The organism is Pseudomonas morbosilactucae (assembly GCF_023241665.1).
Taxonomy (GTDB): Bacteria; Pseudomonadota; Gammaproteobacteria; order Pseudomonadales; family Pseudomonadaceae; genus Aquipseudomonas; species Aquipseudomonas morbosilactucae.
In genome coordinates this window covers 36,818-50,712 of record NZ_JALQCX010000055.1, presented here as the reverse complement: position 1 = coordinate 50,712, position 13,895 = coordinate 36,818, and the positions used below count along the sequence as shown (strand labels likewise).

11 protein-coding genes and 1 pseudogene are annotated in these 13,895 nt (G+C 62.5%); 6 read left to right on the top strand and 6 right to left on the bottom strand.

Annotated features, from left to right (window positions below):
- Positions 1–8: 8 nt before the first annotated feature.
- Positions 9–1,274, bottom strand: a complete 1,266-nt coding sequence (locus tag M1B35_RS26100) for a cation:proton antiporter (protein ID WP_123327589.1) — start codon at positions 1,272–1,274, stop codon at positions 9–11.
- A gap of 175 nt (positions 1,275–1,449) precedes the next feature.
- Between M1B35_RS26100 and M1B35_RS26095 the strand changes: the two genes are divergently transcribed.
- Both M1B35_RS26095 and M1B35_RS26090 read left to right on the top strand, forming a co-directional pair.
- Complete coding sequence (locus tag M1B35_RS26095; RefSeq protein ID WP_123327588.1) at positions 1,450–2,283, top strand: EamA family transporter; 834 nt, start codon at positions 1,450–1,452, stop codon at positions 2,281–2,283.
- Positions 2,284–2,318: 35 nt separating this feature from the next.
- Positions 2,319–2,705: an MAPEG family protein gene (locus M1B35_RS26090; protein WP_123327587.1), complete on the top strand. Its 387-nt coding sequence runs from the start codon at positions 2,319–2,321 to the stop codon at positions 2,703–2,705.
- A 79-nt stretch (positions 2,706–2,784) separates the two neighbouring features.
- Here M1B35_RS26090 and mltA read toward each other — a convergent pair whose 3' ends face one another.
- Positions 2,785–3,975, bottom strand: coding sequence for a murein transglycosylase A (gene mltA / locus M1B35_RS26085; protein ID WP_123327586.1), 1,191 nt, complete (start codon positions 3,973–3,975; stop codon positions 2,785–2,787).
- A 128-nt stretch (positions 3,976–4,103) separates the two neighbouring features.
- Here mltA and M1B35_RS26080 point away from each other — a divergent pair, with 128 nt between their 5' ends.
- The gene (locus M1B35_RS26080; RefSeq protein ID WP_123327585.1) at positions 4,104–4,553 is read left to right on the top strand and encodes a c-type cytochrome; all 450 of its coding nucleotides are present in this window, start codon (positions 4,104–4,106) and stop codon (positions 4,551–4,553) included.
- 66 nt (positions 4,554–4,619) lie between these two features.
- On the opposite strand, the gene M1B35_RS26075 is transcribed toward M1B35_RS26080, so the two are convergent.
- The 4 genes from M1B35_RS26075 to M1B35_RS26060 form a co-directional block, all read right to left on the bottom strand.
- Positions 4,620–5,015, bottom strand: a complete 396-nt coding sequence (locus M1B35_RS26075) for a DUF1090 domain-containing protein (protein WP_123327584.1) — start codon at positions 5,013–5,015, stop codon at positions 4,620–4,622.
- A 99-nt stretch (positions 5,016–5,114) separates the two neighbouring features.
- Complete coding sequence (gene ligB, locus M1B35_RS26070; RefSeq protein ID WP_268263482.1) at positions 5,115–6,800, bottom strand: NAD-dependent DNA ligase LigB; 1,686 nt, start codon at positions 6,798–6,800, stop codon at positions 5,115–5,117.
- A 226-nt stretch (positions 6,801–7,026) separates the two neighbouring features.
- On the bottom strand, positions 7,027–8,217 hold the full coding sequence (gene metK, locus M1B35_RS26065) for a methionine adenosyltransferase (RefSeq protein WP_123327582.1): 1,191 nt from the start codon (positions 8,215–8,217) through the stop codon (positions 7,027–7,029).
- A gap of 18 nt (positions 8,218–8,235) precedes the next feature.
- Positions 8,236–9,231: an ArsR/SmtB family transcription factor gene (locus M1B35_RS26060; protein ID WP_123327581.1), complete on the bottom strand. Its 996-nt coding sequence runs from the start codon at positions 9,229–9,231 to the stop codon at positions 8,236–8,238.
- A gap of 260 nt (positions 9,232–9,491) precedes the next feature.
- Here M1B35_RS26060 and tkt point away from each other — a divergent pair, with 260 nt between their 5' ends.
- The 3 genes and pseudogenes from tkt to M1B35_RS26045 all read left to right on the top strand — a co-directional run bounded on the left by tkt (position 9,492) and on the right by M1B35_RS26045 (position 13,893).
- Positions 9,492–11,489, top strand: coding sequence for a transketolase (gene tkt / locus M1B35_RS26055; RefSeq protein WP_268263481.1), 1,998 nt, complete (start codon positions 9,492–9,494; stop codon positions 11,487–11,489).
- 159 nt (positions 11,490–11,648) lie between these two features.
- Positions 11,649–12,713 carry an erythrose-4-phosphate dehydrogenase gene (gene epd / locus M1B35_RS26050; RefSeq protein WP_123327579.1) on the top strand — a complete coding sequence of 355 codons (1,065 nt, stop codon included), beginning with the start codon at positions 11,649–11,651 and terminating at the stop codon, positions 12,711–12,713.
- Between the two features lie 17 nt (positions 12,714–12,730).
- Positions 12,731–13,893 (top strand): annotated as a pseudogene (locus M1B35_RS26045) (phosphoglycerate kinase).
- The last annotated feature ends 2 nt before the right edge of the window (positions 13,894–13,895 follow it).

Sequence of the window (13,895 nt, the reverse complement as noted above, 5' to 3'; positions counted from 1 at the left end):
AAAAATGATCAGTGGGCGTCGGCCTTGGCAGCCTCTACCGGTGCGTCGTGAGTCACGTGGCGCACCAGTCGGCCGATGCTCAATCCCTGCAAGAGGATCGACGACAGCACCACGATGTAGGTGATGCTCAGCACCAGGTCGCGTTCCGGGCCCAGCGGCAACGCCAGGGCCAGGGCCACCGACACGCCGCCGCGCAGACCACCCCAGGTCAGCACCCGGATGGTGCCGCGGGGCACCGTGCGCCAGCGGCGCAGCAACAGGATGGCCGGGGCCACCGTGAGCAGGCGCGAGAGCACGATGGCGACTGCCAGTAGGCTGGCGGCCAGCAAGTGCAGCCAGTTGAACGGCAACAGCAACAGTTCCATGCCGATCAGGGCGAACAGCAGGGCGTTGAGCATGTCGTCCAGCAGTTCCCAGAAACCGTCCAGGTAGCGCCGGGTCATGTCGTTCATCGCCAGGTTGCGACCCAGGTTACCGATGATCAAGCCTGCCACCACCATCGCAATCGGCGCCGAAACGTGCAGTTCGGAGGCCATTGCCGAGCCGCCGATCACCAAGGCCAGTGTCAGCATCACCTCGATCTGGTGCTGCTCGATGCTCTTGATCATCAGGTACACCAGGTAGCCGATCAGCCCGCCAAAGGCCACGCCGCCCACGGCTTCGTGAACGAACAGCATGGCGGTGGCGCCGAGGGTCGGCGTCTCACCCAGTTGGGCGATACCCAGCAGTACGGTGAACACCACCACCGCGGTGCCATCGTTGAACAGCGACTCGCCGACGATGGTGGTTTTCAGTGGCTTGGAGGCGTTGGCGGTCCGTAGCACACCGAGCACGGCGATCGGGTCGGTGGGGGAGATCAGCGCGCCGAACAGCAGACAATAGAGGAAGCTCACCTGCCAGCCGAAGAGGCCGAAAATCCAGTAGGCCAGGCTGCCGATGACAAAGGTGGCGATCAGTACGCCCACTGTGGCCAACAGGCCGATGGGCCAGCGGTAACTGCGCAGGTCGGCGAGGTTGACGTGCAGCGCGCCGGCAAACAGCAGGAACGACAGCATCCAGTTCATCAGCAAGTCGCCGAAGTCGATCTGGCCAATCAGTTGTTGCACGTGTTCTTCAAGGCCGGGGTAGCCGATGAAGCTCAGGCCTTGCAGCAGAAGGGAGAACAGCAGGGCGGTGACCATCACACCGATGGTGGGTGGCAGGCCGATAAAACGGAAGTTCACATAGGTGAGCAGTGTGGTCAGGCAGATAAAAGCAGCAACAAGTTCAAGCATCCGAAGTCCTTTGGATATACAGCGGGGGAAAAAACAGCGACAAGCCTCAGGCTTCAGGCGCCAAGTTTCAAGTTTGAGATGATCGGCTTGCGCTTGGCGGCGGGGTCGTTATCAGTATTAAGTAGCGGCTGACCTATTCCGAATCGAACATCTTCGCCGCAATAAGGAGCACGGAGTGCTGGCAACCGTTCTGGTATTGATGGCTGCGTTGTTGCATGCGGCGTGGAACACCCTGATCAAATTCAGTGGGCAGCGGCTGTTGGTGGTGGCCTGCATGGACGCGGTGGCCCTGTTGTTGGTAGTGCCGCTGATGGGTTTCGTCGATTGGCCTCCAGCGCAGATCTGGCCGTGGATCCTGGCCTCGGCGGCATTTGAGTTGCTCTATCGCTATTTGTTGATCCAGGCGTACCGGGTGGGTGACCTGGGGTTGGTCTATCCGCTGATGCGCGGTTTGTCGCCCTTGGTGGTGCTGGCGCTGACCCTGATCTTTGCCGGCGAAGTGCTGAGTACGCAGCAAGTGATCGGCATTCTGTTGATCCCCTTCGGCATGCTGTGCCTGTTGTGGCAGGGCGGCGGTGGTGCCCGGTTGCCCTGGTCGATGCTGCCGGTGGTGGCGCTGATCGGCCTGTGCATCGGCAGCTACACCTTTATCGATGGCCAGGCCCTGCGGCGTTGGCCGCACCCTTTGCATTACCTGGCCTGGGTCACGTTGCTCAGTGCCTGGCCCTTTCCCTTGCTGGCCCTGGTGTGCAAGCGCCCGGCGTTTGCGTTGTTCTGGCGTGAGCAGTGGCGCCTGGGATTGAGTGTCGGATGTTGCGTGTTGTTCAGCTACGCTTTGGTGCTTTGGGCCATGCAACTGGGATCGATTGCCGAAGTGGCGGCGCTGCGGGAAATCAGCGTGATCCTGGTGGTGTTGTTTGGCATGCGCTACCTGAAAGAACCTTTCGGCCGCCCGCGGCTCTTAGCCTGTGGGCTGGTGCTGATCGGCATACTGGTGATGAAATTCTGATCGGCCCCACACACAACTCTAAAAAGGATTCCGTTATGACCGTCGCCTTCTGGTGTGTATTGATCGCCATCTTCCTGCCGTACCTGTGCACCGGTGTGGCCAAGTTCAGCGGTGGCAAGTTCGGGGCCCGGCAGAACCATGACCCGCGGGCTTTTCTGGAAACCCTGGATGGTTTTGCCAAGCGCGCCCATTCGGCTCAGCTCAACAGTTTTGAAGTGACCCCGGCGTTTGCCGCAGCGGTGCTCATTGCCCATGTGGCAGGCAACGCCGAATTGGTGACCATCAATGTCCTGGCGGTGCTGTTTATCACCAGTCGCCTGCTTTACATCATTTGCTACCTGGCGGACTGGGCGATCTTGCGCTCGTTGGTGTGGGCGGTCGGTATGGCACTGATTGCCAGCTTCTTCTTCGTCTCGATTTGACGCCTGCCCTGGTTAGGGCCGGCTTCCAAGCGAAGGCGGTCTTGCGAGCGCTATCGCCGGCGAGCCGGCTCCTGCGGGGTCAGGGTTTATCGGTGACTTCCGGAACCTTGGGCAGCGCGGCACCCTTGGGCCAGAGCATCCAGATCTGGCCTTGCTGCTTCATGTCACCAGCCAACTGCCCGGCAGCGTCGCCGGTGCCCCAGAACAGGTCTGCCCGCACTTCGCCGGTGATCGCGCCGCCGGTGTCCTGGGCGGCAACCGGGCGTACCAGGCTGCTGCCGTCGGGCCGGGTAGTGGACAGCCACAGCAGGCTGCCCAGGGGGATGACCTTGCGATCCACCGCTGCGCTGTAACCAGCGGTCAGCGGTACATTGAGCGAGCCGCGAGGGCCTTCGTTGCTGTCGGGGTTGCGGTTGAAAAAGACGTAGCTCGGGTTGCTGCCCAGCAGCTCGGGAATCCGCTCCGGATGGGCCTTGGCCCAGGCGGCGATGGTGCCCATGGTCACTTCTTCCTTGGTCAGCTCTCCCTGCTCCACCAGCCAGCGGCCGATGGGCCGGTACGGATGGCCGTTCTGGTCGGCATAGCCAATGCGCAGTTGTCGGCCGTCGGCCAGTTGGATCCGCCCCGAGCCCTGGATCTGCAGGAATTGCAGATCCATGGGGTCGGTCAGCCAGGCAATGACCGGGGCCTTGACCCCGTTGTTCTCGATGGTTGCGGCGTCGTCATAGGGTTTCAGTACGCGGCCTTCCAGGCGCCCGCGCAGGCGCTTGCCCTTGAGCTCCGGATAGAGGCTGTCGAGGGCGACGATGATCATGTCCTCCGGCACGCCATAGACCGGCACATTGGCCACCTTGGTCTGTTTCAGGCTGCCCGGGTAGACCGGCTCGTAGTAGCCGGTGATCAAGCCGTTGCTGTTGCCGTCGGCCGAGCGCAGGCCATAGACCTGCAACTGATCCTTCAGGAACCCGCGCACCGCGTCCGCAGTTTGCGGCACGTTGGCCGCCGCGGCGCAGGTGGCGCCCCAGATCGGGTCGGCTTTCAGCCGGGTGCAGGCGCTGCGCCAGGAACCGAAACCCGCCAGCAGGTCATTGTCGGCAACGCTGGGCAGGCTGTCCCAGGACGCGCTGGTGTAAGTGGCAATGGCGTGGGGCTTGGGCGGTTCGGGTGTTGGCTGGGGTTTGCTGTTGTCCCCGCCATTGCAGCCGGCCAGCAGGGCAACGAAGGGCAAAGTCCAGCCGAGGCGGCGCCAGCTCATGAAACTCAGGTGCATCGAGTTGTTCCTTTGGAGGTGGCCCGGGTGCTTGGCACGCGCAGACTACCCATATTATTGATAGGGCTATTGGTCTTTGCCGGGTAGGCGGGGATACTGGCCGCCGTTTTCCGTGACCTGAAGCCGCCATGACTTTTAAACGATGTGCTGTGGTATTGCTGGCCTGCCTGACGCTGACCGCTTGTGGCGGCGTGGACCCGAACTCGCCCCTGGGGCAACGCAAGGCGATCTTCAAACAAATGCTCAAGACCGGTGAAGACCTGGGCGGCATGTTGCGTGGGCGTATCGCCTTCGATGGCCCGCGTTTCGCCGAGGGTGCGGTCAAGCTCGACAGCTTGTCCCATGAGCCCTGGAAGCACTTTCCCGAGGTCAAGGAAGAAGATCACACCAGTGCCACGGACGATGTCTGGCGCAAGCAGGCGCGTTTCCAGGAATTGGCCCGTAACCTTGAGGCCGCCACCGGCGCGTTGGTTGTCGCCAGCCGAGTACAGCCCCTGAAGGCCGCTGACCTGGGGCCTTCGGTGCAGAAGGTCGAAGACGCGTGCAGTGCCTGCCATAAAGAGTTTCGCGACCACTGATTCACTGTCTGTGGAGCCCATCCCTGGCCGGTGAACGGCCATCGACAGGGCTCCATTGCCAAGGGTTTACTTGTCCAGCTCGTCCAACGCTTGCTGCAGCTCCTTGCGTGACTCGGCGAGCTTGTCCTTGCGCTTGTTGATCTTCTCGGAATCGCCTTTTTTCATGGCCTTTTCCAGATCGGCCTGACGCCGGCTGACCTCGTGCTTGGCGTCGAGCACCTTGTTCTCCCGCTCTTTTTTCAGCGAAGCGTCGGTGCAATGGCTGGTGACTTCGCTCAGGGCTTTTTCCAGGCCCGCCTGTTGTTCGCTGTTGCCATGGGCCTTGGCCTGTTCGATCTGGGTGCTGATGGCCTGGCGCTTGGCGGCGCAGCCGGTCAGCCCGGGAGCTTCCTCGGCGGCCATCAAGGGGGCGGCCATCAGGCTGAAAAGGCTGAGAAGAGCGAGCGGTGCAAGACGTTTCATAAAGGCTCCGAAGGAAAAAGGTCGCTGTCAGCTGTGCCTGCGAATGGGCTTTTTGAACCGATTCGCCGCCTGTGGTTCAACACAGCGTAGATAGAAAGATCACTCAAAACCGTCGATGCCGGCGGCACGTAATTCTGCACTCAAGGCCAGCACCTGCGGGTCACGAAAAAAAGCACTCAATTGGGCGGCTCGTCCGTGGCCGATCCCGGCTTCGGCTTGCCACTGTTCGGTGTTTCTGCTCGCCAGCCTCTGCCAGGGGCCCGCCAGATTGGCGTTGCCGCTGGGCGGCAGGCCGAGGGCCTGTAACCAGCGTTCGAACGGTTGCCGTCTGGCGTTGTGCAGGCTGTTGAGCAGGCGCGCACTGCTGCGTTCACCGAAGCCGGCAATGTTAGCAAGCTCCGTGGCTTCAAGGGTCAGCCAATCGAGCAAGCCTTTGATTCGTCCTGTTTCAACCAGGGTCTGCCAGGTCTGGCGACTGATATTGGGCATGTTCAGGGCCTTGGGGCCACTGAGCCAGGTCAGCCGAGCGAGAAATTGGCTTTGGCAACCGGGCACCGGCTCCCAGCAACTCAATAGATGAAACGCCGAGGGGTCGGGGGCGTTGACGGGCGGTCTAACCTGGGCCTTGAGCACCAGGCGTTCCAGGCGCGGAATGGTCAGGCCGGCCAGGCTGATTGCAACCTGGTCGCCGGGGCGGATATCCAGCGCCTGCCAGCGCTTCAGCGAACCGAGGCTGACCCGGCGCACTTGGCGATCATCGAGGGTGACCGGTTCCAGTTCCAGCATGGGGGTGATGCGCCCGGTGCGCCCGATCTTGAAGTGCACGTCGCGCACAAGGGCCAGGGCCTGGGTGAAGGGGTATTTCCAGGCGACGATCCAGTGCGGCGCCTTGGCTTGCCAGTGTTGGGCTTCCGGGCGCCGACTCTGGCGCAGGATGATGCCGTCGGTGGCGAAGGGCAGGGGCGAGCGATACCAATGGTCGCGCCAGTGCTGGGCATCGGCGAAGCGGGCGACTGGCCGGCTGTAGTCGCGGCCTTCGGCAAACCCCAGGGCCTGTAGCCCGGCCAGGCGTTCGGGCAGGGTGTTCGGGCCTTGAGGCCAGTCCCAGACAAACAGACCGATCCGCACGGCGTCCGCGGCTGACAGGTGCTTGCGCGCCATCAGTCCGGCCACCTGGCTGCGGGCATTCAGGCTGCCGGCCTTGGCCTGGACGTGATCCTGCAAGCGCCAATACAACTCGCCCTGGAGCAGCAGGTCGACGGGTTGTGGCAGTTGTTTGGGGATGGCGTCGATGTGTCGGGCCGCGGCGGTCCAGTCATGGCCGTGCAGGCCGTCGCCACGGCTCAGTACTTGGTGAAAGCGGCCTTGGCGATAGACCAGGGTCACCGCCACGCCGTCGATCTTCGGTTGTGCCCAGACCTCCTGGCGGCTGCTTAGCCAGTGTTGCACGGCGTGGGCGTCGTGGAGTTTTTCCACGCCGGTGTGGGCGATCGGGTGAGCGATGCTGCCGGCAGCGCTGCGCAGTGGCTGGTCCTCTGGTGTCGGTGACTGGGCAGCGCAGGCGCGCAACGCCGCCAGCCTTGCGCGTGCCTGGTCGTAGAGTTCATCGGCGACGTCCGAGCGGCCCAGGCGATGGTAGCTGTCGTCCCAGCGCTCAAGTTGTTGTTGCAGGGGCGCGATTTCAGCGGCGGCCTGGGTGGCGGACCCGACCGGGCAATGTGCCTGGGCGGATAGGCTGATAAGGCTCAGGGCCAGGAGCACAAAGGCTGGGATTCTTGGCAGCATGGGGAGCGTCCTTGCTCGGGTGGGTCATGCTTTAAAGGGTAGGCAGGGGGCCGGGGGTGGAGGCCGTCGTTTGTTTGCAGGGTGTTGCCCAGGCTGGTCGCGGCCCTTTTTGTGTTGGCGTTGGGGCGTGGATTCGGGGTGCAGGGGGCTGGAGAGTGAAACCTTCGGCCACAAAAAAGCCCCGCCGGACCAGCCGGGCGGGGCTTTGGGTGTTGCTGGGTGTTGCTTAGAAGCCGGCAGCGGCGCGCAGGGCGTCGGCGCGATCGGTTTTTTCCCAAGTGAAGGTGGTGAAGGTGTCGTCACCCACGGTCTTGGTTTGTGGCGCGCGGCCGAAGTGACCGTAGGCGGCGGTTTCCTGATACATCGGGTGCAGCAGGTCGAGCATGGTGGTGATCGCGTAAGGACGCAGGTCGAAGTGCTCGCGAACCAGCTTGACGATCTTGTCGTCGCTGATTTTGCCGGTGCCGAAGGTGTTCAGGGAGATCGACGTAGGCTGGGCCACGCCGATGGCGTAGGACACCTGGATCTCGCAACGCTCGGCCAGGCCGGCGGCAACAATGTTCTTGGCCACGTAGCGACCGGCGTAGGCGGCGGAACGGTCAACCTTGGATGGATCCTTGCCGGAGAACGCACCACCGCCGTGACGGGCCATGCCGCCGTAGCTGTCGACGATGATCTTGCGGCCGGTCAGGCCGCAGTCGCCCACTGGGCCACCGATGATGAACTGGCCGGTCGGGTTGATGTGGAACTGGGTGTCTTTGTGCAGCAGTTCAGCCGGCAGCACGTGCTTGACGATCAGTTCCATCACGCCTTCGCGCAGGTCGTTGTAGGACACTTCCGGGTTGTGCTGGGTCGACAGCACCACCGCGTCGATGCCGACCACGATGCCGTTTTCATAGCGGCAGGTGACCTGGGATTTGGCGTCCGGACGCAGCCAAGGCAGCAGGCCCGATTTGCGGGCTTCGGCCTGGCGATGCACCAGTTGGTGCGAGAACGCGATCGGTGCTGGCATCAGTTCTGCGGTTTCGTTGCTGGCGTAGCCGAACATCAGGCCCTGGTCGCCGGCGCCCTGATCTTCAGGTTTGGCACGGTCGACACCTTGGTTGATGTCAGGGGACTGCTTGCCAATGATGTTCATCACGCCGCAGGTCGCGCCGTCGAAGCCGACGTCGGAGCTGGTGTAGCCGATGTCGCAGATCACGTCGCGAACGATCTGTTCCAGGTCGACCCAGGCGCTGGTGGTGACTTCGCCGGCAACGATGGCAACGCCGGTCTTGACCAGGGTTTCAACCGCTACGCGAGCGTGTTTGTCCTGGGCAATGATGGCGTCCAGCACGGCATCGGAAATCTGGTCAGCGATTTTATCCGGATGCCCTTCAGACACGGACTCGGAGGTGAAAAGGGAGTATTCGCTCATCTCGACGGTTTCCTAAATTTACCGATGGTGAGTGTCGCCAGTCGGTCGCTGAAAGTGGCGGACCTGGATCTGGAAACCATTACGTAAGCCCACATAGAGGCTTTCCCCGGGAGTCAGTCCCGCAGCGGCGGCCCAGCGGGCCAAATCATCCTGTTCAAACCCCAGCCAGAGATCACCACAGGCCTCTTTGGCCCAGCTCTGGTTATGGCTGCACAGGTCTGTCACTAACAGGCTTCCGCCTGGTTGCAGCAAATCTGCCATGTGCCTGAGGGCGTCGGCGGGTGCGGCGAAATGGTGCAGGACCATATTCAGTACCACGCAGTCGGCCCGGTGTGGCGTGCCGTTCAATGCATCGGCCAGTTGCAGGCGGACATTAGTCAGCGCCTCGCGCTCGCACAACTGACTGGCCAGCTCCAGCATCGCCGGGCTGTTGTCCAGCGCCGTGACCTGGCTGAAGCGGCGGGCCAGGTCCGGTAGGAAGGCGCCATCGCCGGGGCCGACTTCAATGGCCGTGGCCTCGTCACTGAAACTCAGCTTATCCAGCAGCGCGAGCACACTGTCGCGGTACTGGGGCAGTCCTGCGATCAGGTCCTGCTGGGCACGAAATTTCTCCGCCACCCGTGAAAAAAAGTCCTGGCTGGCTGCGGCCCGTTGCCGGTGCACCAAGCCGATACGCCCCTGTACGTCACTGGGCAAGGCCAACTGATCGACCTCTTCGAGCAGCGCCGCATGCAGGCGGCCACCCAAGTGCTCGGTGTGGGGCAGGGCGCGGCGGTAAAAAATCGCGTTGCCTTCCCGGCGGGTCGCCACCAGGCCGGCCTGGGCCAGGACCTTGAGGTGATGACTCATGCCCGACTGGCCAATGGCAAAAATCTGCGCCAGTTCCAGTACGCCGAATGAATCATTGGTCAGCGCCCGCAGCACATTGAGTCGCAACGGGTCGCCGCCGGCCTTGCACAAGGTCGCCAGTTCGTCGCAGTCGTCGTGGCCGATGGACGGCAGGCTCAGGTTCATAGGGGCAGCAGTCTAGTGACGCGTCCAAAACCCCGCAAGACCAATATCAAAAAGTTTTGATATTGGGAGATAAATGGCACTTGCCCGGGGGCCTGGTCTCTAACAGACGAACCGCGGAAAGGTTTCACCAGGCGATTGCCCCCTTATCCATAGGAAAAACACGTCTGAGTGACTATCTGTCATTGCCCCCGGCCTATCGCTGAGGGAAAATGCACGCCTTTTTTCCGTTTCGTTTTATTCAATCCCCCAGGAGATCAGCGATGCCCAGCCGTCGTGAGCGTGCCAACGCCATTCGTGCCCTCAGCATGGATGCCGTGCAAAAAGCCAACAGCGGCCATCCCGGTGCCCCTATGGGTATGGCGGATATCGCCGAAGTACTTTGGCGTGACTACCTGAAGCACAACCCGACCAATCCATCCTTCGCCGACCGTGACCGCTTCGTGCTGTCCAACGGTCACGGCTCGATGTTGATTTACTCGTTGCTGCACCTGACCGGCTACGACCTGTCGATCGATGACCTGAAAAACTTCCGCCAACTGCACAGCCGCACCCCGGGTCACCCGGAGTTCGGCTACACCCCAGGTGTTGAAACCACCACTGGCCCACTGGGTCAGGGCCTGGCCAATGCCGTGGGCTTCGCCCTGGCGGAAAAAGTCCTGGCGGCCCAGTTCAACCGCCCTGGCCACGACATCGTCGACCACCACACCTACGTGTTCCTGGGTGATGGCTGCATGATGGAAGGCATTTCCCACGAAGTGGCGTCCCTGGCCGGCACTCTGGGCCTGGGCAAACTGATCGCGTTCTACGATGACAACGGCATCTCCATCGACGGCGAAGTCGAAGGCTGGTTCACCGATGACACGCCGAAGCGTTTCGAAGCCTACAACTGGCAAGTGATCCGCAACGTCGACGGTCACGACCCGGAAGAGATCAAGACCGCAATCGACACCGCGCGCAAAAGCCCGCTGCCGACCCTGATCTGCTGCAAGACCACCATCGGCTTCGGTTCGCCGAACAAGCAAGGCAAGGAAGACTGCCACGGCGCGCCACTGGGTGCCGAGGAAATCGCCCTGACCCGCGCTGCGCTGAAGTGGGAGCACGGTCCTTTTGAAATCCCGGCCGACATTTATGCCGAGTGGGACGCCAAGGAAGCCGGTCGCGCCGCAGAAGCCGAATGGGACCAGCGTTTTGCGGCCTATTCCGCAGCCTTCCCAAGCGAAGCCAACGAACTGGTACGTCGCCTGAGCGGTGATCTGCCAGCGGACTTCGCCGAAAAGGCCAACGCCTACATCGCTGAAGTCGCGGCCAAGGGCGAAACCATCGCCAGCCGTAAAGCCAGCCAGAACACCCTGAACGCCTTCGGTCCATTGCTGCCTGAGTTCCTCGGCGGTTCGGCTGACCTGGCCGGTTCCAACCTGACCCTGTGGAAAGGTTGCAAAGGCGTCAGCGCTGAAGACGCCAGCGGCAACTACATGTACTACGGCGTGCGCGAGTTCGGCATGACCGCCATCATGAACGGTGTGGCCCTGCACGGTGGCCTGGTGCCTTACGGCGCGACCTTCCTGATGTTCATGGAATACGCCCGCAATGCGGTGCGCATGTCGGCCCTGATGAAACAACGGGTGATCCACGTCTACACCCACGACTCCATCGGCCTGGGCGAAGACGGCCCGACTCACCAGCCGATCGAGCAGATCGCCAGTCTGCGCTGCACCCCGAACCTCGACACCTGGCGCCCAGCCGATGCCGTTGAGTCGGCCGTGAGCTGGAAATACGCCCTGGAACGCAAGGACGGCCCATCGGCGCTGATCTTCTCCCGCCAGAACCTTCAGCACCAAACCCGTGATGCCGGGCAAATCGCCGACATCAGCCGTGGTGGTTACGTGCTCAAGGACTGCGCAGGCGAGCCTGAGCTGATCCTGATTGCCACCGGTTCGGAAGTGGGCCTGGCGGTGCAAGCCTTCGACAAGCTGACCGAGCAAGGCCGCAAGGTGCGCGTGGTTTCCATGCCTTGCACCAGCGTGTTCGACGCCCAGGACGCCGGCTACAAGCAATCGGTCCTGCCGTTGCAAGTCAGCGCCCGTATCGCCATCGAAGCCGCTCATGCCGACTACTGGTACAAATACGTGGGCCTGGAAGGCCGCGTGATTGGCATGACCACCTACGGCGAGTCGGCCCCGGCGCCGGCGTTGTTCGAAGAATTCGGTTTCACCCTGGACAACATCCTGGGTCAGGCTGAAGAGCTGCTGGAAGACTAAAAAGCACGCGGTGGCCAACACCACCGCGATCCCCTGTAGGAGCTGGCTTGCCAGCGATTCGCGGTACGCCTGACGCACCGCTGATCGCTGGCAAGCCAGCTCCTACAAATTGGGGGTGCATATAACAAGTTCGTCTGCCTGTGCCTGATCGAGAACCCCATGCCTCAACCGCGTCCCTACAAAGTTGCACTCAACGGCTACGGCCGGATTGGTCGTTGCGTCTTGCGTGCTCTGTTCGAGCGGGGGGCTGCGGCCGGGTTCGAGATTGTCGCCATCAACGATCTGGCTGACCTGGCCAGCATCGAGTACCTGACACGCTTCGACTCCACTCACGGGCGGTTTCCCGGTGAGGTGAAGGTCGATGGCGATTGTCTGCATATCAATGGCAACTGCGTGAAGGTCCTGCGCAGTGCCACCCCCGAAGGCATCGATTGGGCGTCCCTGGGCGTCGATCTGGTGCTGGAATGCTCCGGTGCCTACAACACCCGCGAAGACGGCCAGCGTTTCCTCGACGCCGGCGCGCCGCGCGTGCTGTTCTCCCAGCCGATGGCCAGCGAGGCGGATGTCGACGCCACCATCGTCTACGGGGTGAACCAGGATTGCCTGACCGGCGCCGAGCTGCTGGTGTCCAACGCGTCCTGCACCACCAACTGCGGCGTGCCGTTGTTGCGCCTGCTGGACCAGGCCATTGGCCTGGAATACGTGTCGATCACGACGATTCACTCGGCCATGAACGATCAGCCGGTGATTGACGCCTATCACCACGAAGACCTGCGCCGCACCCGTTCGGCATTCCAGTCGGTGATTCCGGTGTCCACCGGTCTGGCGCGCGGTATCGAACGGCTGTTGCCGGAACTTGCCGGGCGAATTCAGGCCAAAGCTGTGCGCGTGCCGACGGTCAACGTGTCGTGCCTCGACATCACGATGCAGACCGTGAGCGATACCGACGCCGGCGAGGTCAACCGGATCCTGCGCGAGGCCGCTACCAGCGGCCCGCTCAAGGGCTTGTTGGCGTACACCGAGTTGCCCCACGCCAGCTGTGATTTCAACCATGACCCACATTCGGCGATCGTCGATGCCAGTCAGACCCGTGTTTCCGGCCCTCGGCTGGTGAACATCCTGGCTTGGTTCGACAACGAATGGGGGTTTGCCAACCGAATGCTGGATGTTGCAGAGCACTATCTGCATGCCGCTGCTCCACTCCCAGTCTCTAAAATTCAGTAACCCAGGAATTGCGACCCATGACCGTGTTGAAGATGACCGACCTCGATCTGCAAGGTAAGCGCGTACTGATCCGCGAAGACCTCAACGTCCCAGTCAAGGACGGTGTTGTCACCAGCGATGCGCGAATCCTGGCTTCGCTGCCGACCATCAAGCTGGCCCTGGAAAAAGGTGCGGCCGTGATGGTCTGCTCGCACCTTGGCCGTCCGACCGAAGGCGAGTTCTCGGCCGAGAACAGCCTGGCGCCTGTCGCCGCTTACCTGAGCAAGGCCCTGGGCCGCGACGTGCCGCTGGTGTCCGATTACCTGGGCGGCGTTGACGTCAAGGCGGCGACATCGTGCTGTTCGAAAACGTGCGCTTCAACAAGGGCGAGAAAAAGAACGCCGACGAACTGGCCCAGCAATACGCAGCGCTGTGCGACGTGTTCGTGATGGACGCCTTCGGCACCGCCCACCGTGCCGAGGGTTCGACCCACGGCGTGGCCAAGTTCGCCAAGGTCGCGGCGGCCGGCCCATTGCTGGCTGCTGAACTGGACGCACTGGGCAAGGCCCTCGGCGCTCCGGCCCAGCCAATGGCGGCAATCGTCGCCGGTTCCAAGGTGTCCACCAAGCTCGACGTACTCAACAGCCTGAGCCAGATCTGCGACCAACTGATCGTCGGCGGCGGTATTGCCAACACCTTCCTGGCCGCTGCCGGCCACCCGGTGGGCAAGTCGCTGTACGAGCCGGACCTGCTGGACACCGCCCGCGCCATCGCTGCCAAGGTCAGCGTGCCGCTGCCGGTGGACGTGGTCGTGGCCAAGGAATTCGCTGAAAGCGCCGAAGCCACCGTCAAGCTGATCGCTGACGTCGCGGCTGACGACATGATCCTGGACATCGGCCCGCAGACCGCCGCGCACTTCGCTGAACTGCTGAAGACCTCCAAGACCATCCTCTGGAACGGCCCGGTCGGCGTGTTTGAATTCGACCAGTTCGGCAACGGCACCAAGGTCCTGGCCCAGGCTATTGCTGACAGCGCGGCGTTCTCCATCGCTGGCGGCGGCGACACCCTGGCAGCCATCGACAAATATGGCGTTGCCCAGCAGATCTCCTACATTTCCACCGGTGGTGGCGCGTTCCTGGAATTCGTCGAAGGCAAGGTGCTGCCGGCGGTTGAAGTTCTGGAAGCGCGGGCCAAGGCCTGACG

Coding starts and splice junctions, on each gene's coding strand:
- M1B35_RS26100 (WP_123327589.1), bottom strand. CDS start 1,274: ATGCTTGAACTTGTTGCTGCTTTTATCTGCCTGACCACACTGCTCACC.
- M1B35_RS26090 (WP_123327587.1), top strand. CDS start 2,319: ATGACCGTCGCCTTCTGGTGTGTATTGATCGCCATCTTCCTGCCGTAC.
- mltA (WP_123327586.1), bottom strand. CDS start 3,975: ATGCACCTGAGTTTCATGAGCTGGCGCCGCCTCGGCTGGACTTTGCCC.
- M1B35_RS26080 (WP_123327585.1), top strand. CDS start 4,104: ATGACTTTTAAACGATGTGCTGTGGTATTGCTGGCCTGCCTGACGCTG.
- M1B35_RS26075 (WP_123327584.1), bottom strand. CDS start 5,015: ATGAAACGTCTTGCACCGCTCGCTCTTCTCAGCCTTTTCAGCCTGATG.
- ligB (WP_268263482.1), bottom strand. CDS start 6,800: ATGCTGCCAAGAATCCCAGCCTTTGTGCTCCTGGCCCTGAGCCTTATC.
- metK (WP_123327582.1), bottom strand. CDS start 8,217: ATGAGCGAATACTCCCTTTTCACCTCCGAGTCCGTGTCTGAAGGGCAT.
- M1B35_RS26060 (WP_123327581.1), bottom strand. CDS start 9,231: ATGAACCTGAGCCTGCCGTCCATCGGCCACGACGACTGCGACGAACTG.
- tkt (WP_268263481.1), top strand. CDS start 9,492: ATGCCCAGCCGTCGTGAGCGTGCCAACGCCATTCGTGCCCTCAGCATG.
- epd (WP_123327579.1), top strand. CDS start 11,649: ATGCCTCAACCGCGTCCCTACAAAGTTGCACTCAACGGCTACGGCCGG.